Source organism: Methylobacterium sp. HJ2 (genome assembly GCF_056431005.1).
Window position 1 is genome coordinate 238,953 of sequence record NZ_JBWJYM010000003.1, and the last position, 19,776, is coordinate 258,728.

General features: G+C 72.0%; 19 protein-coding genes. 8 read left to right on the forward strand and 11 right to left on the reverse strand.

Going from position 1 to position 19,776, the window contains the following annotated elements; translation table 11 throughout:
- The first annotated feature begins 63 nt into the window (after positions 1–63).
- Together ACS5RC_RS09710 and ACS5RC_RS09715 are read left to right on the forward strand one after the other, a co-directional pair.
- Positions 64–1,044 (forward strand): MBL fold metallo-hydrolase, encoded by a 981-nt coding sequence (locus tag ACS5RC_RS09710; RefSeq protein WP_478343646.1) that lies wholly within the window; start codon positions 64–66, stop codon positions 1,042–1,044.
- Positions 1,041–1,865, forward strand: a complete 825-nt coding sequence (locus tag ACS5RC_RS09715) for an ABC transporter substrate-binding protein (RefSeq protein WP_478343647.1) — start codon at positions 1,041–1,043, stop codon at positions 1,863–1,865. The genes ACS5RC_RS09710 and ACS5RC_RS09715 overlap by 4 nt, the downstream gene beginning before the upstream one ends.
- A gap of 128 nt (positions 1,866–1,993) precedes the next feature.
- Here ACS5RC_RS09715 and ACS5RC_RS09720 read toward each other — a convergent pair whose 3' ends face one another.
- From ACS5RC_RS09720 to ACS5RC_RS09740, 5 genes are all read right to left on the reverse strand, one after another.
- A complete protein-coding gene (locus ACS5RC_RS09720; RefSeq protein ID WP_478343648.1) occupies positions 1,994–4,015 on the reverse strand; it encodes a Rieske 2Fe-2S domain-containing protein in 2,022 nt (673 codons plus the stop codon).
- Between the two features lie 62 nt (positions 4,016–4,077).
- A complete protein-coding gene (locus ACS5RC_RS09725; RefSeq protein ID WP_478343649.1) occupies positions 4,078–5,451 on the reverse strand; it encodes an amidohydrolase family protein in 1,374 nt (457 codons plus the stop codon).
- On the reverse strand, positions 5,448–6,257 hold the full coding sequence (locus ACS5RC_RS09730) for an ABC transporter permease (RefSeq protein WP_478343650.1): 810 nt from the start codon (positions 6,255–6,257) through the stop codon (positions 5,448–5,450). Before ACS5RC_RS09730 ends, ACS5RC_RS09725 begins: the two co-directional genes overlap by 4 nt.
- Entirely contained in the window at positions 6,254–7,081 is an 828-nt protein-coding gene (locus ACS5RC_RS09735; RefSeq protein WP_478343651.1) for an ABC transporter ATP-binding protein, read from the reverse strand. The genes ACS5RC_RS09730 and ACS5RC_RS09735 overlap by 4 nt, the downstream gene beginning before the upstream one ends.
- 5 nt (positions 7,082–7,086) lie before the next feature.
- A complete protein-coding gene (locus tag ACS5RC_RS09740; RefSeq protein ID WP_478343652.1) occupies positions 7,087–8,091 on the reverse strand; it encodes an ABC transporter substrate-binding protein in 1,005 nt (334 codons plus the stop codon).
- Positions 8,092–8,196: 105 nt separating this feature from the next.
- On the opposite strand from ACS5RC_RS09740, the gene ACS5RC_RS09745 reads away from it, so the two are divergent.
- The 5 genes from ACS5RC_RS09745 to ACS5RC_RS09765 all read left to right on the forward strand — a co-directional run bounded on the left by ACS5RC_RS09745 (position 8,197) and on the right by ACS5RC_RS09765 (position 13,446).
- Entirely contained in the window at positions 8,197–9,123 is a 927-nt protein-coding gene (locus ACS5RC_RS09745; RefSeq protein WP_478343653.1) for a LysR family transcriptional regulator, read from the forward strand.
- A 175-nt stretch (positions 9,124–9,298) separates the two neighbouring features.
- A complete protein-coding gene (gene kaiC / locus ACS5RC_RS09750; protein ID WP_478343927.1) occupies positions 9,299–11,047 on the forward strand; it encodes a circadian clock protein KaiC in 1,749 nt (582 codons plus the stop codon).
- The gene (locus tag ACS5RC_RS09755) at positions 11,044–11,379 is read left to right on the forward strand and encodes a circadian clock KaiB family protein (protein ID WP_478343654.1); all 336 of its coding nucleotides are present in this window, start codon (positions 11,044–11,046) and stop codon (positions 11,377–11,379) included. Before kaiC ends, ACS5RC_RS09755 begins: the two co-directional genes overlap by 4 nt.
- Entirely contained in the window at positions 11,376–11,690 is a 315-nt protein-coding gene (locus tag ACS5RC_RS09760; protein WP_478343655.1) for a circadian clock KaiB family protein, read from the forward strand. The genes ACS5RC_RS09755 and ACS5RC_RS09760 overlap by 4 nt, the downstream gene beginning before the upstream one ends.
- Positions 11,680–13,446, forward strand: coding sequence for an ATP-binding protein (locus ACS5RC_RS09765; protein WP_478343656.1), 1,767 nt, complete (start codon positions 11,680–11,682; stop codon positions 13,444–13,446). The genes ACS5RC_RS09760 and ACS5RC_RS09765 overlap by 11 nt, the downstream gene beginning before the upstream one ends.
- 24 nt (positions 13,447–13,470) lie before the next feature.
- On the opposite strand, the gene ACS5RC_RS09770 is transcribed toward ACS5RC_RS09765, so the two are convergent.
- The 6 genes from ACS5RC_RS09770 to ACS5RC_RS09795 form a co-directional block, all read right to left on the reverse strand.
- Positions 13,471–14,166, reverse strand: coding sequence for a DUF1223 domain-containing protein (locus ACS5RC_RS09770; protein WP_478343657.1), 696 nt, complete (start codon positions 14,164–14,166; stop codon positions 13,471–13,473).
- Positions 14,167–14,276: 110 nt separating this feature from the next.
- A complete protein-coding gene (gene denD, locus ACS5RC_RS09775) occupies positions 14,277–15,263 on the reverse strand; it encodes a D-erythronate dehydrogenase (protein ID WP_478343658.1) in 987 nt (328 codons plus the stop codon).
- A gap of 11 nt (positions 15,264–15,274) precedes the next feature.
- A complete protein-coding gene (otnK, locus tag ACS5RC_RS09780; RefSeq protein WP_478343659.1) occupies positions 15,275–16,546 on the reverse strand; it encodes a 3-oxo-tetronate kinase in 1,272 nt (423 codons plus the stop codon).
- Complete coding sequence (otnI, locus tag ACS5RC_RS09785; protein ID WP_478343660.1) at positions 16,543–17,325, reverse strand: 2-oxo-tetronate isomerase; 783 nt, start codon at positions 17,323–17,325, stop codon at positions 16,543–16,545. The genes otnK and otnI overlap by 4 nt, the downstream gene beginning before the upstream one ends.
- Positions 17,326–17,334: 9 nt before the next feature.
- Entirely contained in the window at positions 17,335–18,252 is a 918-nt protein-coding gene (ltnD, locus tag ACS5RC_RS09790; RefSeq protein ID WP_478343661.1) for an L-threonate dehydrogenase, read from the reverse strand.
- A 67-nt stretch (positions 18,253–18,319) separates the two neighbouring features.
- On the reverse strand, positions 18,320–19,636 hold the full coding sequence (locus tag ACS5RC_RS09795) for an MFS transporter (protein WP_478343662.1): 1,317 nt from the start codon (positions 19,634–19,636) through the stop codon (positions 18,320–18,322).
- Between ACS5RC_RS09795 and ACS5RC_RS09800 the strand changes: the two genes are divergently transcribed.
- The gene (locus ACS5RC_RS09800) at positions 19,635–19,769 is read left to right on the forward strand and encodes a hypothetical protein (RefSeq protein WP_478343663.1); all 135 of its coding nucleotides are present in this window, start codon (positions 19,635–19,637) and stop codon (positions 19,767–19,769) included. The genes ACS5RC_RS09795 and ACS5RC_RS09800 overlap by 2 nt on opposite strands.
- Positions 19,770–19,776: the final 7 nt, after the last annotated feature.

The window sequence follows — 19,776 nt, forward strand, 5'->3', positions numbered from 1 at the left end:
TCGACTCGCGCCGTTCCGCGCGACCCCGAGCTTTTCCCTCCGCGTCGATCCGGACGAGGCGAGATGCCGACCGCAAGCCGCCGCACGATCCTCACGGGTGCCCTCGCCACGGCCGTGCTCGCCGGGCGCCGGGCGTGTGCCGCCGAGAGCGCGCTGCCCCGGCAGGCGCCGGGCTATTATCGCTACCGCGTCGGCGACGCCCTCGCCACCGCGGTGACGGACGGCGCCAACACCTTCGCGCTGCCCGAGACCTTCGTGGGCAACGCGTCCCGGACCGAGGTCGCCGCCGCGCTCGTCGCCGATTTCCGCGACGGGGCGCGGCTCACCGTGCCGTTCACCCCCCTGGTGATCGAGGCGGGCGGGCGCCGCATCGTGGTCGATACCGGCAACGGCGAGGCCGCCGTCCGGACCAGCGGCGGCGCGATCGGCCAGTTCCACGCCAATCTGCGGGCGGCGGGATACGACCCGGACGCGATCGACACGGTGGTGATCTCGCATTTCCACGGCGACCACGTGAACGGCCTGTTGACGCCCGACGGGCGGCCGGCCTTCCCGAACGCCGAGATCCGGGTGCCCGAGCCCGAATGGGCCTACTGGATGGACGACGGCGCCATGAGCCGGGCGCCGGCCGGCCGGATGCAGGAGCAGTTCCGCAACGCCCGACGGGTGTTCGACGGACTCGCCCGCAAGGTGACGCCCTATGCCTGGGAGCGCGAGGTCGTGCCGGGGCTGACCGCCGTCGGAACGCCCGGGCACACGCCGGGCCATACCTCCTTCGTGCTGGCTTCCGGCAGCGCGAGCGTCTTCATCCAGTCCGACGTCACCAACGTGCCGGTGCTGTTCGCGCGCCATCCCGGCTGGCACGTGATGTACGACCAGGATCCCGACATGGCCGAGGCCACGCGGCGCCGGGTCTACGACCGGATCGCCTCCGAGCGTGCGCTGCTGCAGGGCTTCCACTACCCGTTCCCGGCACTGGGCCACCTGGAGCGGACGGCCGACGGCTACCGCGAGGTCCTGGCGCCCTGGAGCCCCGTCCTGTGAGAGCCGGAACGATCCGCCGCCGCCTCGCGGGCCTCGCCCTCCTGATGCCGGCGCTGATCGGCGGCCGGTCCGCCGCCGTCGCGCAGGAGGCCGGCTGGGCGGCGGCGATCGCGCCGGGCGGGCGGCTGCGCGCGGCGATCAATCTCGGCAACCCGGTGCTCGCGCGGACCGAGGACGGCGCCCTGCAGGGCATCTCGGTCGATCTCGCCCGCCGCCTCGCCGAGCGCCTCGGGCTGCCCCTCGACCTCGTGCCCTACGAGGCGGCCGGACGGGTCTCGGCGGACGCGCAGGGCGCGGCCTGGGACGTGGCGTTCCTGGCCGCCGACCCGGTCCGCGCGGCCGGCATCGCCTTCACGGCGCCCTACCTCGTGATCGAGGGGACCTACATGGTGCCGCCGGGCTCCGATCTCTCGGCCATCGAGGCGGTCGACCGGCCGGGCGTGCGCATCGCGGTCGGGCGGGGCAGCGCCTACGACCTCTTCCTCACCCGGGCGATCCACCACGCGGCGCTGCTGCGCGCGCCGACCTCGTCGGAGGCCGTCGACCTGTTCGTGCGCGAGCGGCTCGAGGCCGTGGGCGGCGTGCGGCAGCCGCTGGTGCGCTACGCCGCCGAGCATCCGGGCTACCGCGTCCTGCCGGGCCGGTTCATGGCGATCGAGCAGGCGATGGGCGTGCCGCGGACGCGCCCGGCGGCGCTCCCGAGCCTGCGCGCCTTCGTCGAGGAGGCGAAGGCGTCGGGCTTCGTCGCCGAATCGATCCGCCGCCACGCCCAGCCGGACGCGCTCGTCGCCCCGCCCGCCAGCGAGCCGCCCCGCGAGTGAGCCCGGCGGGGCCGCGAGCGATCAGATCAGATCCGGACGATTCCTTCGGATTGGCGGCTCTGGGCTTCGCTCAGGTGCCGCGCGGCCTCGTCTGACCCGGCCTCCGCTGTGATCGAGCGGAGGTCGCATCAGACGTCGAGCACCAGCGTTGCGCCCCTCTGCGCGCGCGAGCAGCACACCGTCATGCGGTCGTTGCGGGCGCGGTCGGCCTCGGAGAGGAACAGGTCGCGGTGGTCAACGGCACCCGAAACGACGCGGGTGACGCAGGTGCCGCAGACGCCCTGCTCGCAGGAGACCGGGATCTCGATGCCGTGCTTGGCCAGGATCTGCGCCACGCTGCGCTCGGGCGGGATCTCGACGGTCAGGCCGCTGCGCGCGGCGGTGACGCTGAAGGGATCGCCCTTGCGGTCGACATCCGCCGTGAAGCGCTCCCGGTGCAGACGCTCCGGCGCCCAGCCGAGGGATTCGGCCGCCGCCGCGACGCCGTCCTGGAGGCGCGCCGGCCCGCAGACATAGACCTGCGCGTCGGCCGGCTCCTCGGCGAGCACCGCGCGGGGATCGAAGCGCGGGGTGTCCGGGTCGGCGCCGAGATGGACCGAGAGGCGGTCGGCGAAGGGGCCCGCTTCGAGGGCCGCGAGGAAGGGCGCCGTCGCCCGGTTGTGGGCGCAGTAATGCAGGCTGAAATCCGCCCCGCGCGCGGCCAGCGCGTGCGCCATGGCGAGGATCGGCGTCACCCCGATGCCGCCCGCGATCAGCAGGTGGCGCCGGCCTTCAGCGAGGCCGAACCGGTTGCGCGGCCGGGTGATGCGCACGCGCCGGCCCACGTGGAAGGCGTCGTGGATGGTCTGCGAGCCGCCGCGCGAGGCGGCCTCCAGCAGCACCGCGATGGTGTAGCGGCTCCGGTCGGCCGGATCGCTGCAGAGCGAGTATTGTCGCACGATGCCGGTGGCCACATGCACGTCGACATGCGCGCCCGCTTCGAAGGGCGGCAACGCGCCGGTCTCGGCCACGAGGTCGAGGGCGACGACGCGCTCGGCCTCGCGGGTGACCCGGTCGATCACCACCTGGATCGTGCCCTCGGCCCCGGGGCCCTTGAGCATCAGCCCGGGCTTGCCGACGGGCGCCGGGGGTGGGGCCGCGCGCCGCACCTCGTCCTCGCCGTTCTGGTGCAGCAGGTCGAGCAGGCGCTTGCGCATGATGATGCCGGGCCGGTCCGAGGCCATGTGGCTCTCGATCCGCGTGGCGAGATCGAGGGTCGCGTCCGGGTCCGTGCTCTCCAGGACCTCCTTGTCCTCGTTGGTGATCTTGAGGTCCCAGGCGATCAGCCTCTCGGTCGAGCAATCCTCCTCGCGGTCGTTGCGGTAGAGGAGCTGCATCAGCTGGATGCGCTCGTCGTCGATCGGGGTCGCCGAGTTGATGATGATGTGCCGGATGCCGCTCGGATACTCCATGTCCATCCGTCGGCAGAACGGCAGGTACCAGTGGTTCTCCATCTTGCGCTGGGTGTAGGGCCTGGTGTCGCCCGTGATGGCATGGGCCTCCGGCGGGTTGACGATGTCGACCGTCGAGGCGGCGTAGAAGCCGTAATCGGTCTCGATGATGTCGTAGATCTTCGGCTTCGGTTGGCTCGCGTCGCCGAAGGTGCCCTGGTGCACGAAGGCGAAGTGGGCGTTGTCGAAGGAGTTCTCCATCATCCGCATCGGCGCGGTCTTCCAGGTCTCGTAGAACTGGAAGATGCGCCGGAAGGCCGGGTCGCGGTCCTCGGGGATGTCGAACAGGTCCTCGATCGGCTCCTCGATCGAGACCCAGACGTAGCCGTAGCGCGCCATGCAGAAATACGCGTCGACCGAGACGTCGGGCAGCGGCCGGTCGTCATCGTACTGGGGCACGCGCACGAGCCGGCCCGTGCCGTCGTAGCTCCACCCATGATAGCCGCAGACGATGGTGCCTCGCTCGCACCAGCCCTTGGAGAGGCGCGCGGTGCGGTGGCAGCAACGGTCGCGCAGGGCCTTCGGCGCCCCGTCCTGATCGAGGAACAGCACCATCTCGATGCCCATCAGGGTGAAGGGCTTCGGGCCGGTCTCCAGTTCGTGAACCGGGATGCAGGCATGCCAGAACTTGCGGAAGAGGTTCTGCTTCGTGGTGAGCATCGTCGTTACTCCAACGACGTTTTCGCGCCCGGCCGGGATGACTGCGCGAGGGGAATCGAACGTCAGTCGGCGAGGCGCCGGACGATTGCCGCGGCGCGGGCCGACAGGGCGGGCAGATCGACGCCCGGCACGGCGCCGTCCGCGACGACGGGCCGGCCCGCCACGAGGACGTGGCGCAGATGCGCCGATCCCGCGCAGGCGACGGGCGCCGCCAGCGGGTCGTGCAGGCCGGCGTAGCGCGGATGCGTCAGGTCGAAGACCGCGATGTCGGCGGCCTGCCCCACCGCGAGCGTGCCGATGGCGGGCAGGTTCAGGATGTCGGCTCCGCCCGCCGTCGACCAGCGCAGGACGTCGTCGCAGGTCAGGCTCGGCGCGCCCTTCACCGAGCGGTGGGCGAGCCAGGCGCAGTGCATCTCGCTCACCATGTCGGCGGCCTCGTTCGAGGCGGCGCCGTCGACGCCGATCGAGACGCGGCCCCCCGCCCTGTCGAGTTCGACTGCCGGCGCGATGCCCGAGCCGAGCCGGCAATTGCTCTGCGGGCAATGGGCCATGCCGGTGCCGGTCTCGGCCAGGAGCGCGACCTCGCCCGGATCGGCGTGGACGAGATGGGCGAAGAACACGTCGCGCCCGGTCCAGCCGTGCTCGGCCACGAACTGCACCGGGCGCATCCCGTAGGTGGCGAGGGTGTAGTCGACGTAGGTGCCGGTCTCCGAGAGGTGGCTGTGCAGGCCGATCCCCATGGCGCGGGCGGCGACCGCCATGGCGCGCAACTCGTCCGGGGTGCAGGCCCAGGTCGGCGTGCTCGGGGCCAGAACCACGCGGGTCATCGCGTCGGGCGCCCGGTCGTCGTAGCGGTCCGCGAGGTCGCGCACCCGTTCCAGCATCCGGTCGAGGGGCTCGGTCGGCGTCGGCACGATCTCGGGCGTGTCGTAGCTGCGGCTCAGCGTGCCGCCGCCGCGCGCCAGGGTGAGGCGCAGGCCGAAGCGCTCGGCCGTCTCGAACAGGAGCGCGGCCGGGTCGAAGCGGTAGCTGTCGGCGAACAGGTAATGGTGGTCGCAGAGCGTGGTGCAGCCGGAGAGCAGCAGCTCGACCATGCCGATCTCGGCCGCGACCCGCATCGCCTCCTCGTCGAGGCGGCTCCAGTAGCGGTAGGGCACGCAGCGCAGCCAGGTCTCGAGCCCGACGTCGAGCCCGGCCGGCACCGCCTTGAGCACGCTCTGGAACAGGTGGTGATGCGTGCTGACGAGCCCCGGCGTCACCACGCAGTTGCGGACATCGAGCACCCGGTCGCCGGGTTCGGCCGGCACGTGGCCGAGCGCGGCGATGCGGCCGTCGCGGATGCGGAGGTCGCCGGTCGCGCGGGCGCCGACGCCCGGGAGGCCGGTGAGGAGGCCGATCGCTCCGCGGAGGACGAGATCGCCGGTCGTCGCGCTCATCGGGTCTCCTCCGCGGCGCTCTCGTGCCAGGTCAGCAGGCGGCGGCTCAGCAGCGCCATCGCCAGCGACAGCAGCACCCCCGTCACGGAGATGAGCAGGAGCGCGGCGAACATGCGCGGGATGTCGAGCTGGAAGCTCGATTGCAGGATCTCGTAGGCGAGGCCGGCGCTGCGCCCGCCCGTGCCGGCCACGAACTCGGCGACCACGGCGCCGATCAGGGCGAGGCCGCTCGCGATGCGCAGGCCCGCCAGGAAGAACGGCAGCGCGCTCGGCACCCGCAGCCGGGTCAGGATCTGCCAGCGCCCGGCCTTGTTCATGCGGAAGTAGCTGAGCAGGCCCGGATCGACGCTGCGCAGGCCGATCGTGGTGTTGGAGATCACCGGGAACACGGCGATCACCGCCGCGCAGATCGTGAGCGACCAGAACGTGTCCTTGACCAGGATGATGATCAGCGGCGCCACCGCGACGATCGGCGTGACCTGGAGCATCACCGCGTAGGGAAAGAAGCAGATTTCGATCAGCCGGCTCTGCACGAACAGGAAGGCCACCAGGGTGCCGACGAGGGTGGCGCCGAGGAAGGCCAGCAGCGTGACCTTCAGGGTGCTGGCGAGCGCCGCGAGCAGGGGTCCGAGATTGGCCGCGAGGCTCAGGCCGATGTCGCTCGGGGCCGGGAACAGGTAGGCCGGGATGCCGCGCAGGGTGCAGACGGCCTGCCACAGGCCGAGGAGGAGGAGCCCGACGGCGACCGGCGCCAGGGCGTTGCGGAACCACGCCCGCTCGATCAGGGGCCGCGTCGCGGGTCTCATCGCGCCTCCCCCCGGCTGACGAGCGAGGCTTGGTGCAGGAGGGCCGACACGGCCCGGCCGTGGCCGGCGAAGCGGTCGCTCAGGCGGAACTCCTCGTCCCGCGGCTGGGGCTCGTCGACCGCGTACTCGGCGAAGATCCGTCCGGGCTGCGCCGCCATCACGATCACCCGCGTGGACAGGAACACCGCCTCGGAGACCGAATGGGTCACGAACACCGTGGTCAGGCGCCGCCGGCAGGACAGGGCGAGAAGATCCGCATCGAGCCGGTTCCGGGTGAACTCGTCGAGCGCCCCGAACGGCTCGTCCATCAGCAGCAGGTCCGGCTCGGTGACCAGCGCCCGGGCGATCGAGACGCGCATGCGCATGCCGCCGGACAAGGTGCGCGGCATCGCGCCGGCCCGTCCGCCGAGCTCGACCTGTTCGAGGGCGGCCCGGACCCGGGGGGCCGCGTCGCGGCGGGGGACGCCCGCGAGGTCGAGGGGGAGCCGGACATTCGTCGCGACGTCGGCCCAGGGCATCAGGGTCGGCTCCTGGAACACGAAGGCGAGGCGGCGCCCCGCATCGCCGACCCGGTCGAAGCCGCCGCGCCACCACAGGATGCGCCCGTCGCTCGGCTCGTGCAGGCGCGCGATCAGCTTCAGCAGGGTGCTCTTGCCGCAGCCCGAGGGGCCGATCAGGCTGACGAACTCGCCCGGCTCGACGCGGAGGGTGACCGGATCGAGCCCGCGGACGCCACCGGCGAAGACCTTCTCGGCCGAGAGCAGCTCGACGACCGGGGCCGGACCGGGCGACAGGCGCAGAGAGGGGTCGGGGCGCGCGTCCATCAGGATCACGCCGGCATGATGCCGAGGCCGTCGACGAAGCGCGTCGTGAAGGCCTTGCGCCACTCGGTGGCGGGCGAGAGCGTGCCGCCCGCCACCATGAAGTCGTAGGTCTGCTTCCAGCGCGCCTCGGAGATCGTGCCGATGCCCCGCTCGGCCGCCTCGCCCTTGCCCAGCACGTCCTGCGCCTTCATCCAGGCGACCGCGTAGGCGATGCGGGCCTCGTCCATCTTGGGGTTGGCTTGGCGGATCAAGGCGTTGGCGGGCCCCGGGTTCGACAGGTAGTCCCGCCAGCCCATGAGCGTCGCCCGCACGAAGGCCCGAACCGCCTCGGGGTTGGTCTCGGCAAAGCGCTCGGTCGTCACCATTGTGGTGCCGTAGGGCGGGTAGCCGTCGTCGGCGAAGAGGAAGAACTTGACCTTGCCGCCCTGCTGGCGCGCCTCGAAGGGCTCCGACGAGGGATAGGCCTGCACCGCCGCGTCCGGGTCCAGCAGGAAGGGCTGCAGGTTGAAGGTGTAGGGGGCGGCTTGGTCGTCGGCGTAGCCGAAGCGCTGCTTCAGCCAGGGCCAGAAGGTCACGTGCGAGGTGTTGGCGATCAGGATCTTGCGGCCCTTGAGGTCCTGCAGGCCGGCGACCCCGTCATGGGTCATCAGGCCCTGGAGGTCGTGCTGGAACGAGGTCGCGACCGTCACCACCGGGAGCTTGCGCTCGACCGCCTTCATCACCTGGATGTCGTAGCCCATGACGATGTCGGCGTTGCCCGCGGTGAGGAGCTGCAGGCCGTTGATCTGCGGGCCGCCCATGTCGATGGCGACGTCGAGCCCCTCCTTCGCGTAGAGGCCGGTGGCGAGCGCTTGGTAGAAGCCGCCGTGCTCGGCCTGCGCGAACCAGCTCGTCAGGAAGCGGATCCTCGTGGGTGCGGCGCGCGCGCGGCGCGGTGCGGCGAGAAGCCCGGCCGCCGCCGCGGCAGCGCTGCCCAGAACCGCGTTGCGACGTGTGAGCGTGACGGCCATCGCCTTGAACCTCCTGCGGATTTCACCCGATTGATAGGCCTTGCTCGCTCTTTGAGAAGCATTAAAAAGAGTGCTCAGCGATGCCTTTGAGGCAACGGAGCGCCGATGCTGCACGCGCGAATGCTGGGCTATCTCGACGAGGTCGCGCGCACCGGCTCGATCCGCCGGGCGGCCGACCGGCTCGGGATTGCCGCCTCCTCGATCAACCGGCAGATCCTGGCGCTGGAGGCCGAGTTCGGGGTGCAGCTCTTCGAGCGCCTGCCCCGCCGCATGCGGCTCACGGTGGCGGGCGAGCTCCTGATCGCCCATGTGCGCCAGACCCTGCGGGGCCATGCCGAGATGCGCTCGCGCTTCATCGACCTGCAGGGACAGCGCCGGGGCCTGGTGCGGATCGCCACGATGAGCGGCCTCGCCAACACCCTGATGCCGCCGCTGGTGAACTGGATGCGGGCCAACCTCCCCTACGTGAAGCTCGTGGTGCGGGCGCTGCCGCGCGACGACGTGGTCGGGGCGGTGATCAATGCCGAGGCGGACCTCGGATTGGGCTACCAGCTGCCGTCGGACCCGAAGCTCCGGGTCCTGGGGCGCACCACCTCGCGGATCGGCGTGGTCACGGCGCCCGGCCACGCGCTGGCGCTGCGCTGCCGCGGCGGCACCGCGGCGCTCGCCGACTGCATCGGCTTCCCGATGGTGATCCCGGACCGCTCCGTGACCATCGGGGCGCTGCTCGCCGAGGCCTTCGAGCGCTCGATGATCGGCATCGAGTCGATCGCCGAGACGAACTCGATCGAGCTCCTGAAGCGCTCCGTCGGCCTGGGCGAGACCGTGGCCTTCCTGAGCGAGATCGAGACCGACGTCGAGGTCGCGCGGGGCGAGATGGTGTTCATGCCGCTGCGCGACAGCGGCCTGCAGGCGCAGGAGCTGCGCCTCGTCGCCCGCCGCACCGCCCCGATCGACGCGACCCAGAGCCGGGTCGCCGAGGAGTTGCGGCAGATGCTCGCCGCCGCGGACGCCCGCCGCGGGCGGGGCTGACGGACTGCCCGCAGGCGTATCGCCCGCACGCGGCTCCGCGTGCCGGACCGTGTTGCGGGGCCTGAGGCTTTGCAGTACCGGGTCAGGCCGCCGGTTCTCGACGGCACCGATTTTCCGGCCCCGTCCGCGATCGCACCTTCGGCGAGCAGCGCCCGTCACGATCCCGTTGGCCGTGATGCGCCGCCCGATCGATCCGGGGATCCGGCCTGGGCGGTCCAGAGCAGAGGACGACGCCGTGGCGCCTCATCCGCAGACGGTCCCCGCACTGCCCAAGGTGCCGACCGGCATCGCGGGCTTCGACGCCATTACCTTCGGAGGCCTGCCCGCCGGGCGGCCGTCGCTCGTCTGCGGCGCGGCGGGCTGCGGCAAGACGCTGTTCGCCACGACCTTCCTGGTCAACGGCGCGACGGCCTATGGCGAGCCCGGCGTGTTCATGAGCTTCGAGGAGCGCGCCGAGGATCTCGCCGCCAACGTCGCCTCCCTCGGCTACGACCTCGACGGCCTCGTGGCCGCGGGCAAGCTCGCGATCGACCATGTCCGGGTCGAGCGCAGCGAGATCGAGGAGACCGGCGAGTACGACCTCGAGGGCCTGTTCATTCGCCTCGGCTTCGCAGTGGATTCGGTGGGTGCCAAGCGCATCGTGCTCGACACGATCGAGACGCTGTTCTCGGGCTTCAGCGATCCCGGCCTACTGCGCGCGGAATTGCGCCGCCTGTTCGGCTGGATCAAGGACCGGGGGCTCACCGCGATCATCACGGGCGAGCGCGGCGAGGGCCAGCTCACCCGCCAGGGACTCGAGGAATACGTCTCGGACTGCGTGGTGCTCCTCGACAACCGGGTCGAGGAGCAGATCACCACGCGGCGCCTGCGCGTCGTCAAGTATCGCGGCTCGGCCCACGGCACCAACGAGTACCCGTTCCTGATCGATGCGGGCGGGATCAGCGTGCTGCCCGTCACCTCGGCCGATCTCGATTACAGCGCGCCCGCGGGCGTGATCTCGACCGGGATCCCGGGACTCGACGCCATGCTCGGGCCCGGCGGCTTCCACCGCGGGTCGAGCATCCTGATCTCGGGCGAGGCCGGGACCGGCAAGACCATGATCACGGCCAGCATGATGGACGCGGCCTGCGCCCGCGGCGAGCGCTGCATGGCCTTCGTCTTCGAGGAGAGCGGCGACCAGATCGTGCGCAATGCCGCCTCGATCGGTCTGGATCTCGCGCGCCACCTCGCCTCCGGGCTTCTGCGCTTCGAGGCGGCGCGACCGAGCCTCTACGGCCTGGAGATGCATCTGGCGCGGATGCACCGCGACATCGAGCAGTTCGGCCCGAGCCTCGTCGTGGTCGATCCGCTCTCGGCGTTGCGCGGCCCTGCGAGCGAATTGCAGGCGACCGTGCTGCGCATGATCGACCTGCTCAAGAGCCGCGGCATCACCGCGGTGGTCACCAGCATGCGCACCGACGGCGGCATCGACAGCGGGGACGACATCGGCGTGTCCTCGCTGATGGATTCCTGGGTGAAGCTCCTGAACGTGGAGGCGAATGGCGAGCGGACGCGCACCCTCTACGTCATCAAGGCCCGCGGGATGAGCCACTCCCACCAGATCCGCGAGTTCCTGATGTCGAATTCGGGGATCGATCTGGTCGATGCGTATGTTGGTCCGGCGGGCGTGCTCACCGGCAGCGCCCGGATCGTTCAGGAGGCCGAGGAGCAGGCGGCGGCGGAGCGGCGTCGGCAGGAGGCGGAGCGGCGCCATCGCGCGGCGGCGCGGCGGCGGCTCTCTATCGAGCGGCAGATCGCGGAGCTGCAGGCGAGCCTGGAGGCCACCGAGGAGGAGGAGACCGTGCTGCTCGGCGAGGATGCCGCGCACGAGGCACGGATGACGGGCGAGCGCCGGGCGCTCGCGGCACGGCGGGAGGGCAGATGACGGGCGACGACACGGCGGAAGACCCACAGGAGGGCGACCTCGAGACCGGCACCTATCATCTGCGCCTCTACGTCGCCGGGCAGACCGCGAAGTCGCTCGCCGCGATGGCGAACCTGAAGCGGTTCTGCGAGCAGCACCTCGCGGGTCGCTACGACCTAGAGGTAATCGACCTCCTGAAGAACCCGCAGCTCGCGGCCGGCGACCAGATCCTGGCGATCCCGACCCTGGTGCGGCGCCTGCCCTCGCCCCTGAAGCGCATCATCGGCGACCTCTCGAACACCGAGAAGGTTTTCGTCGGCCTCGATATCCGGCCGAAGGCGTCCCAGACGTGAGCGGGTCCGAGCCGGGTGCCGAGGAACGCTATCGCCTGCGCCTGTTCATCGCCGGCACCTCGCCGCGTTCGCGCCGCACCATCGAGACGGTCCGGCACGTCTGCGACGCCGACCTGCCGGGACGCTACGATCTCGAGATCGTCGATATCTACCAGCAGCCCCAGCTTGCCGAGAGCGACCGCGTGCTGGCCGCCCCGACCCTGGTGCGACTGCGCCCAGAGCCCGCCCGTCGCCTGACCGGCGATCTCGGCGACGCCCGCCGGATCCGCGCCGGGCTCGGCCTCGGCGCCGGAGAGGCCGATGAACCCTGACGCGGGCGATCCCGGACAGGACCCGACGGCCACGGCCGCTCTCGCGAGCGCGCTGGCCCGCATCCGCGACCTGGAGGCGCGCCTGGAGGAGAGCGAGGAGACGCTGGCCGCGATCCGGCGCGGCGATTTCGACGCGGTGGTCGTCGAGGGCCTCGACGGCGAGCGCCTCGTCTACACCCTGGAGAACGCCGACCGGCCCTACCGCGTGCTGATCGAGCAGATCCAGGAGGGCGCCTTCACCCTCGCGCCGGATGCCACGATCCTCTACTGCAACCGGCGCCTCGCCGAGATGCTGGACACGCGCCAGGAGCGCCTGATCGGGCGGGCACTGACGGGCTTCGTCCGCGGGGCTCACCAGGAAGCGCTCGACGCCCTGCTGGCCGAGGCCGCCGAGGCCCCCGCCCGCGCCGAGATCGTGCTGGGCGAGGCGGACGGCGCGCAGCGGCCGTTCCTCGTGTCGCTGAGCCGGCTGGCGCGCGACGGCGAGCAGGACTCGCTCCTCTGCGGCGTGCTCACCGATCTGGCCGAGCAGCGCTGGCGCCTGCAGGAGCTCGCCGAGGCCAATACCCGCCTCACCGCGGAGATCACCGAGCGCGAGCGCATCGAGGAGGCCCTGCGCCAGGCCCAGAAGCTCGAGGCGGTGGGCCAGCTCACCGGTGGCGTGGCGCACGATTTCAACAACCTCCTCACCGTGATCAAGTCCTCGACCGATCTGCTCAAGCGCCGCGACCTGCCCGAGGATCGCCGCTCCCGCTACGTGCTGGCGATCTCCGATACCGTCGACCGCGCGGCCAAGCTCACCGGCCAGCTCCTCGCCTTCGCGCGGCGCCAGGCGCTCAAGCCCGAGACCTTCGATGCGGGGGCGAGCGTCGCCGCCATCGGCGACATGGTGGGCACCCTCACGGGCGCCCGGGTCCGCGTGGTGACGCGGCTGCCCGAGCAGCCCTGCTTCGTCCATGCCGATCCGAGTCAGTTCGACACCGCCATCGTCAACATCGCGGTCAACGCCCGCGACGCCATGAACGGCGAGGGCGTGCTCACCATCCTGGTCCAGCCGGCGGACGGCGTCCCCGGCACCCGGCGGCAGGCCGCGGTGACCGGCCCCTTCGTCGCCGTCTCGGTGAGCGACACCGGCACCGGCATCGCGCCCGAGGCGATGGAGCGGATCTTCGAGCCGTTCTTCACCACCAAGGGCGTCGGTCAGGGCACCGGTCTCGGGCTGAGCCAGGTCTTCGGCTTCGTCAAGCAATCTGGCGGCGAGGTGCTGGTCGAGAGCGAGGTCGGCGCGGGCACCACCTTCACGCTCTACCTGCCCAGGGCCGAGGCGCCCGCGAGCCGGCCGGAGGAGGACGAGACCGTCACCGTTCCGATCGACGGACGCGGCACCTGCGTGCTCGTGGTCGAGGACAACGGGGAGGTCGGCAGCTTCGCCACGCAGACGCTGGAGGAACTCGGCTACGCCACCGTCTGGGTGCGCGACGCCGACTCGGCGCTCGCGGAACTGGAGCGCATCCCCTACCGCTTCGACGTGGTGTTCTCCGACGTGGTGATGCCCGGCCGGGACGGCGTCTCGCTGGCCAACGAGATCCGCGAGCGACAGCCCGATCTGCCGATCGTCCTGACCAGCGGCTACAGCCACGTCCTCGCCCAGGAGGGGACGCACGGGTTCGAGCTGCTGCACAAGCCCTACTCGGTGGAGCAGCTCTCCCTCGTGCTCAGCCGGGTGATCGCGGCACGCCGGCGCCGGCGGCGCTGACGCCGGGTCGCAGCGGAGGCCGGATCAGCCGTCGAGACGCCCTGCCCCCAGGATGCGCCCGTCCGGGGCCTGGACCAGGATCGCGGCCGCCTCCCCCGCGGGCCAGGGCGCGGTCAGCGTCCGACCGGCGCCGGACAGCCGGCCGATCTCACGCACCGAGCGCACGACGTTGGCCTGGACGAGGGTGCGGCCGGCATTCTCGCCCCGCGCGACCCGGGTCGTGTGGGCGGGGTCGAAGCCGATCAGGACGACGCTCGCCGCGGCGGGGCCCTCCCCCAGCCGCACCACGAGGTTCGGCCCGTCGCGGCTGAGGCTGACCGGAACGCCGCTGCCCGCCTCGGCGCGGGCCCGCGCGATGGCCGAGCGCACGCCGTCGACCTGCGAGCCGACCACGCCGCGGTGTCCGTCGATCACCGCCTGCGGCGTGTAGACCCCGTCCCCGAGCCGGCCGGCGTAGGATTCCTGGCGGGCGGTGGCGGCCGGGAGCGCGTAGGGATCGCGCCAGTCGAGGTGGTTCCAGTAGGTGACGTGGAAGGCCAGCGGCAGCACGCCGGGTCCTTCCTGCGCCAGGGTGCCGAGGAGTGCCTCGGCCGGCGGGCAGGACGAGCAGCTCTGCGAGGTGAACAGCTCGACCACCACCGGGCGGTCCGCGGCGTGGGCCGAACAGGCGGCCAGGGCGGCGCCCAGGAGCGGGAGTGAGAGGCGGAGGGCGCGTCGCATCGTCGGGGGCTTCCGGGTGATGGGCCGTGCGCGGTGGCGCACCCCCATCCTTCGGCGGCGGACGGCGTTGCGTTACCTGTCCGACCTCTCCTTCCGGACGGCGTGCCCGTTCAGGCCGCCTGCGCGCCGTGGAACTCCGCCACGTGCTGCGCCACGATCGCGTCGAAGGACGGGTCCGCCGTGAACCCGAGCGCGTCGGCGCGCCGCGTGTCGAACGCCTCCGGCCAAGTCTCGATGATGCGGGCGACGGCCGGGTCGGGCTCGCGCCGGATCAGGGCGACCGCCCCGTCGCCCGCGACCCGGCGCAGGGCCTCGATCTCCTCGGCCACCGTCGCGGACACGCCCGGCATGGTCATGGTTCGCCGCGTGCCCAGGCCGGCGAGGTCGAGCCCGGCCGCGTGAAGGAGGAAGCCGGTCGCCGCGCCGGGGCTGGCGAACCAGTGCCGGACCGTGTCCGCCACCGGCAGCACGGCCGGCTGCCCGGCCAGCGGCTCGCGGATGATGCCGGAGAAGAAGCCGGACGCCGCCTTGTTGGGCTTGCCCGGGCGCACGCAGATGGTCGGCAGGCGCAGCCCGATCCCGTCGAGGAAGCCGCGGCGGCTGTAATCGGCGAGGAGCAGCTCGCCCATCGCCTTCTGGGTGCCGTAGGAGGAAGCCGGGGCCGGGATGAAATCGTCGCCGATGACTGGGGGCAGCGGCTGGCCGAACACCGCCAGCGACGAGGTGAAGATCACGCGCGGCCGGTAGCCGTCGGCGGCGCTGAGCTGCCGGATCGCCTCGAACAGCAGGCGTGTGCCGTCGAGATTGACCCGGTAGCCGAGTTCGAGATCGGCCTCGGCCTCGCCCGAGACGACCGCGGCGAGGTGGAACACGATGTCGGGCCGGCCCGCGAGGGCGGCCTCGGCCGCGCCGGGTGCCGAGAGGTCGGCGGCCTCGGCCCGGACCGGGCCCTCGAAGCCCGCGGGCGCTTCCGGGCGGATCACGTCGACGAGGCTGAGCGCGGTGAGCGGCTCGGAGCCGACCTGGCCGGACTTCACGAGGGCGGCGGTAAGGCGGCGGCCGATCATGCCGGCCGCGCCGAGGATCAGGGCGTGCATGCGGATTCCTCTCAGCGCATCAGGTCGAGGGCGCGGGCAAAGAAGTCCTGCCCGCCGAAATTGCCGGACTTGAGGGCGAGCAGCATCGGCTCGCCCGCCGTCCGCAGCACCGGCACGCCGGCCGCGATCTCGGGCCCGATGCGGAACGCCGTCAGACCGAGATGGTCGACCACCGCGCCCGAGGTCTCGCCGCCCGCGACCACGAGGCGGCGCACGCCCCGCTCCACGAGTCCCGCGGCGATCCGGGCCAAGCCCTCCTCGATGGCGTGCCCGGCGCGCGCGGCGCCGTAGCGGGCCTGGAGGGCGCGCACGGTCTCGGGGTCGGCGCTGCTGGCGATCAGGACGGGCCCCTGCCCGATCCGCTCGGCCGCCCAGGCGAGCGCCGCCACGACGCTGGCGTTGCCGCCGTCGATCAGGCTCTCGGTGTCGAGCCGCAGCACCGGCATCAGCGCCTCGGCCGCCGCGATCTGTCCCAGCGTCGCCTGCGAGCAGCTGCCTGCGAGGCAGGCTGCGAGCCCGCCGACGGGCTCCGCCGTGACGGCGCCGGCCGCGTCCGCCGCACCCGTCCCGGCCGCGGCCAGCGCCCGGGCGAGCCCCAGGCCGAGGCCCGAGGCGCCGACCGAGACCCGGTGCGCGAGCGCGGCGCGGCCCAGGATTTCGAGGTCGGCGTCGAAGATCGCGTCGGCGATGGCCGCGCCGTGGCCGTCCGCCGCCAGCGCGTCGAGGCGGGCCCGCACGGCGTCGGCCCCGCGCGCCACAGTGGCGATGTCGACGAGCCCGACCGGGCCGGCGCTCTGGCGGGCCAGCACCCGCACGAGGTTCGAATCCCGCATCGGGTTGAGCGGATGATCCTTCAGCGGGCTCTCGCTCAGCGGCACCGCGCCGACGAAGAGATGACCCTGGAACACGCTGCGGCCCGTCTCCGGGAAGGCCGGGGTGACGAGGGCGATCGCCTCGCCGGCATCGCCGCGCAAGGCGTCGGTCACCGGCCCGATGTTGCCGGCCTCTGTCGAGTCGAAGGTCGAGCAGATCTTGAACATCACGTGCGCCGCTCCGCGGTCGCGCAGCCAGCGATCGGCCTCGCGCGACAGGGCGACCGCCTGCGCGGCCGGGATCGAGCGGCTCTTCAGCGCGACGACGATCGCGTCGACGTCGGGCAGCGCGAGATCGGCGGCCGGGACGCCGATGGTCTGGACCGTGCGCAGGCCCGCCTTGGTCAAGGTGTTGGCGAGGTCGGACGCCCCCGTGTAGTCGTCCGCGACGCAGCCGAGCGACAGGCTCATCGGGCCTCTCCCCGGTAGGGCGCGAACCAGCCGAGGCCCTCGCGCGTGCCGGCGGCCGGGATGTACTCGCAGCCGACGAAGCCGGCGTAGCCGAGCCGGTCGAGCTCGGCGAACAGATAGGCGTCGTTCATCTCGCCGGTCCCCGGCTCGTGGCGGTCGGGCACGCTCGCCGTCTGCACGTGACCGATCAGCGGCATGAGCGCGCGCAGCCGCATGGTCACGTCGCCGTGCAGGATCTGGCAATGGTAGAGGTCGAACTGCAGCTTCAGGTTCGGCATGCCGATCGCGCGGATCAGGTCCGCCGCCATGCCGAAATCGTTGAGGAAGTAGCCCGGCATGTTGCGGGCGTTGATCGGCTCGAGCACGAGGTCGAGGCCGCGCTCGGCGAGGCGTTCGGCGGTCCACGTCACCGCCCGGCGGTAGCTCGCGACGGCGTCGGGATCGCGCGGATCGGCGAGCCCCGCCATCAGGTGGAGCCGGTCGACGCAGGTGACCTCCGCGTAGCGGAAGGCCGTCTCGACGCCCTGGCGCAGCTCGTCGAAGCGGTCCGGCAGCGCCGCGAGGCCGCGCTCGCCCGCCGCGAAGTCGCCCGGCGGCAGGTTGAACAGCGCCTGGGTCAGCCCGTAGCGGCTCAGGCGCTCGCCAATCGCTTCGGGCGGATGCTCGTAGGGGAACAGGAACTCGACGGCGGTGAAGCCCGCATCCGCGGCCGCGGCGAAGCGGTCGAGGAAGGGATGCTCGGTGAACATCAGGGTGAGGTTGGCGGCAAAACGCGGCATGGCGGCGCCTCAGGCCTTCGCGGGGGGAAGCGACGCGCCCGAGACCTGGGCGTAGAGCCGCGCGACCGAGGCGTCGTCATCGCGGCCCATGCCGGCGCCCGACGCCATCAGGAACATCTGCAGGGCCGCCGCCGCCACGGGCACCGGGTACTTCTCGGCGCGGGCCATGTCCTGCACGATGCCGAGGTCCTTGACGAAGATGTCGACTGCGCTCTTCGGGCTGTAGTCGCCCTCGAGGACGTGAGGCATCCGGTTCTCGAACATCCACGAATTGCCGGCCGAGGCGGTGATCACCGCGTAGACCTTGGCGAGGTCGAGGCCCTGCTTGGCGGCGAAGCTCATCGCCTCGCAGGCGGCGGCGATGTGCACGCCCGCGAGCAGCTGGTTGATCATCTTGAAGGCCGCGCCCTGCCCGGCCGCGTCGCCGAGTTCGTAGAGCGTGCCGGCCATCGCATCGAGGGCGGGGCGCGCCGCGGCGAAAGCCGCGGCCGAGCCGGAGGCCAGGAAGGTCAGGGCGCCCTCCGCGGCCCGCGCGGCGCCCCCGCTCATCGGGGCGTCGAGGTAGAGCCGGCCGGTTTCCTCCAGGCGCGCCGCGAGGCGGCGGGCGATGGCGGGATCCATGGTGGCCGAGGAGACGAAGACGGCGCCCGGCCGCATCATCTCCGCCGCGCCGCCGGGCCCGAACAGGACGGTCTCGGTCTGGGCGGCGTTGACGACGACGCAGACCACCACGTCCGCGCCCTCCGCCGCCTGTGCCGGGGTCGTGGCGCCCACGCCGCCCGACGCCGAGAAGTGCGCCACGGCCTCCGGGTTCACGTCGCAGGCCGTCACCGAGAAGCCCGCCCGCAGGAGCGAGCCCGCCATCCCGGCCCCCATCGAGCCGAGGCCGATCACCGCGGCTCGGCCGCTCGTCGTGGTGCTGGTCATGGGAGGCCTGATCGCTCTCGTGTCGGAACGGGGGTGGACGGCGCGAGGCGCCGTCCGCCGGGTCGGGTCAGCGGTTGACGAGGCTCTTCGGCGTGACGAACACGCAGGCCGCGCCGATCACCAGCATCACGGCGAGCGCGTACATGCCGGCCGCGGTGCTGCCGGTGGCATCGCGCAGCGCCCCGATCACGTAGGGGCTGGCGAAGCCCGCGAGATTGCCCACCGAGTTGATCAGCGCGATGCCGGCCGCCGCGCCCGCTCCGGTCAGGAACGCGGTCGGCAGCGACCAGAACAGCGGCGCGCAGGTGAGGACGCCGCCGGCCGCCACCGAGAGGGCGGCGATCGCCACCACGGTGCTGCCGGTGCTGGCCGCCACCACGAAGCCGACCGCGCCGAGCAGCGCCGGAACGATCAGGTGCCAGCGCCGCTCGCGCATCCGGTCGGCGCTGCGGCCGAGCAGGATCATCACGAACACCGCGAATAGGAACGGGATGGCGCTCACGAAGCCGATGTTGAGGTTGCCCTGCACGCCGGACGCCTTGACGATCGTGGGCATCCAGAAGGTCAGGCCGTACTGGCCGGTGACGAAGGCGAAGTAGATCAGGCTCATGAACCAGATCCGGCCGTGGCGGAACACGGTGGCGATCGAGTGCGGGCTCTCGGTCTTGCCCGCGCCCTCGGCGGCGACGTCCCGCTCGATCACGGCCTTCTCGGCATCCGAGAGCCACTTCGCCTCGGAGGGCCGGTTGTCGAGGTAGAGGAACACCGCGGCGCCGACGAGGATCGCGGGCACCGCCTCGATCACGAACATCCACTGCCAGCCGGACAGGCCCGATGCGCCGTTGAAGGCGTCCATGATCCAGCCCGAGAGCGGGTTGCCGAAGATGCCCGAGACGGGAATGGCCGACATGAACACCGCGATCACCTTCGCGCGGCGGTGCGCCGGGAACCACGAGGTCGTGTAGAGGATCACACCCGGGTAGAAGCCGGCCTCGGCCAGACCCAGCAGGAAGCGCATCAGGTAGAAGGTGGTCGCCGAGTTCACGAACATGAACGCGCCGGAGATGATGCCCCAGGTGATCATGATCCGGGCGATCCAGACCCGGGCGCCGACCCGGTGCAGGATCACGTTCGAGGGCACCTCGAACAGGAAGTAGCCGATGAAGAACAGCCCGGCGCCGAGGCCGTAGACCGTCTCGCTGAAGCCGAGTTCCTGCGCCATCTGCAGCTTGGCGAAGCCGACGTTCACCCGGTCGAGATACGCTACGACGTAGCAGAGCATCAGGAACGGCACGAGCCGCCAGAAGACTTTCGCGTATGTCTGCTCGACGAAGTCCGTCGATGGCACGGCGGCCCCCGGGACCGCGGCGGATTGCACGGACATGGCGTTCTCCCTCGTCGGCCGCTTCTTGCGGGCGGCCATCCTCGTCACCGCGCGTTCCGGCGGTGCTGATCCTCAGCCGTATACTGCTTTGGCAGCGCTGCCAACGGCGATGTGGCAGCGCTGCCAAAATTGATTGTGAC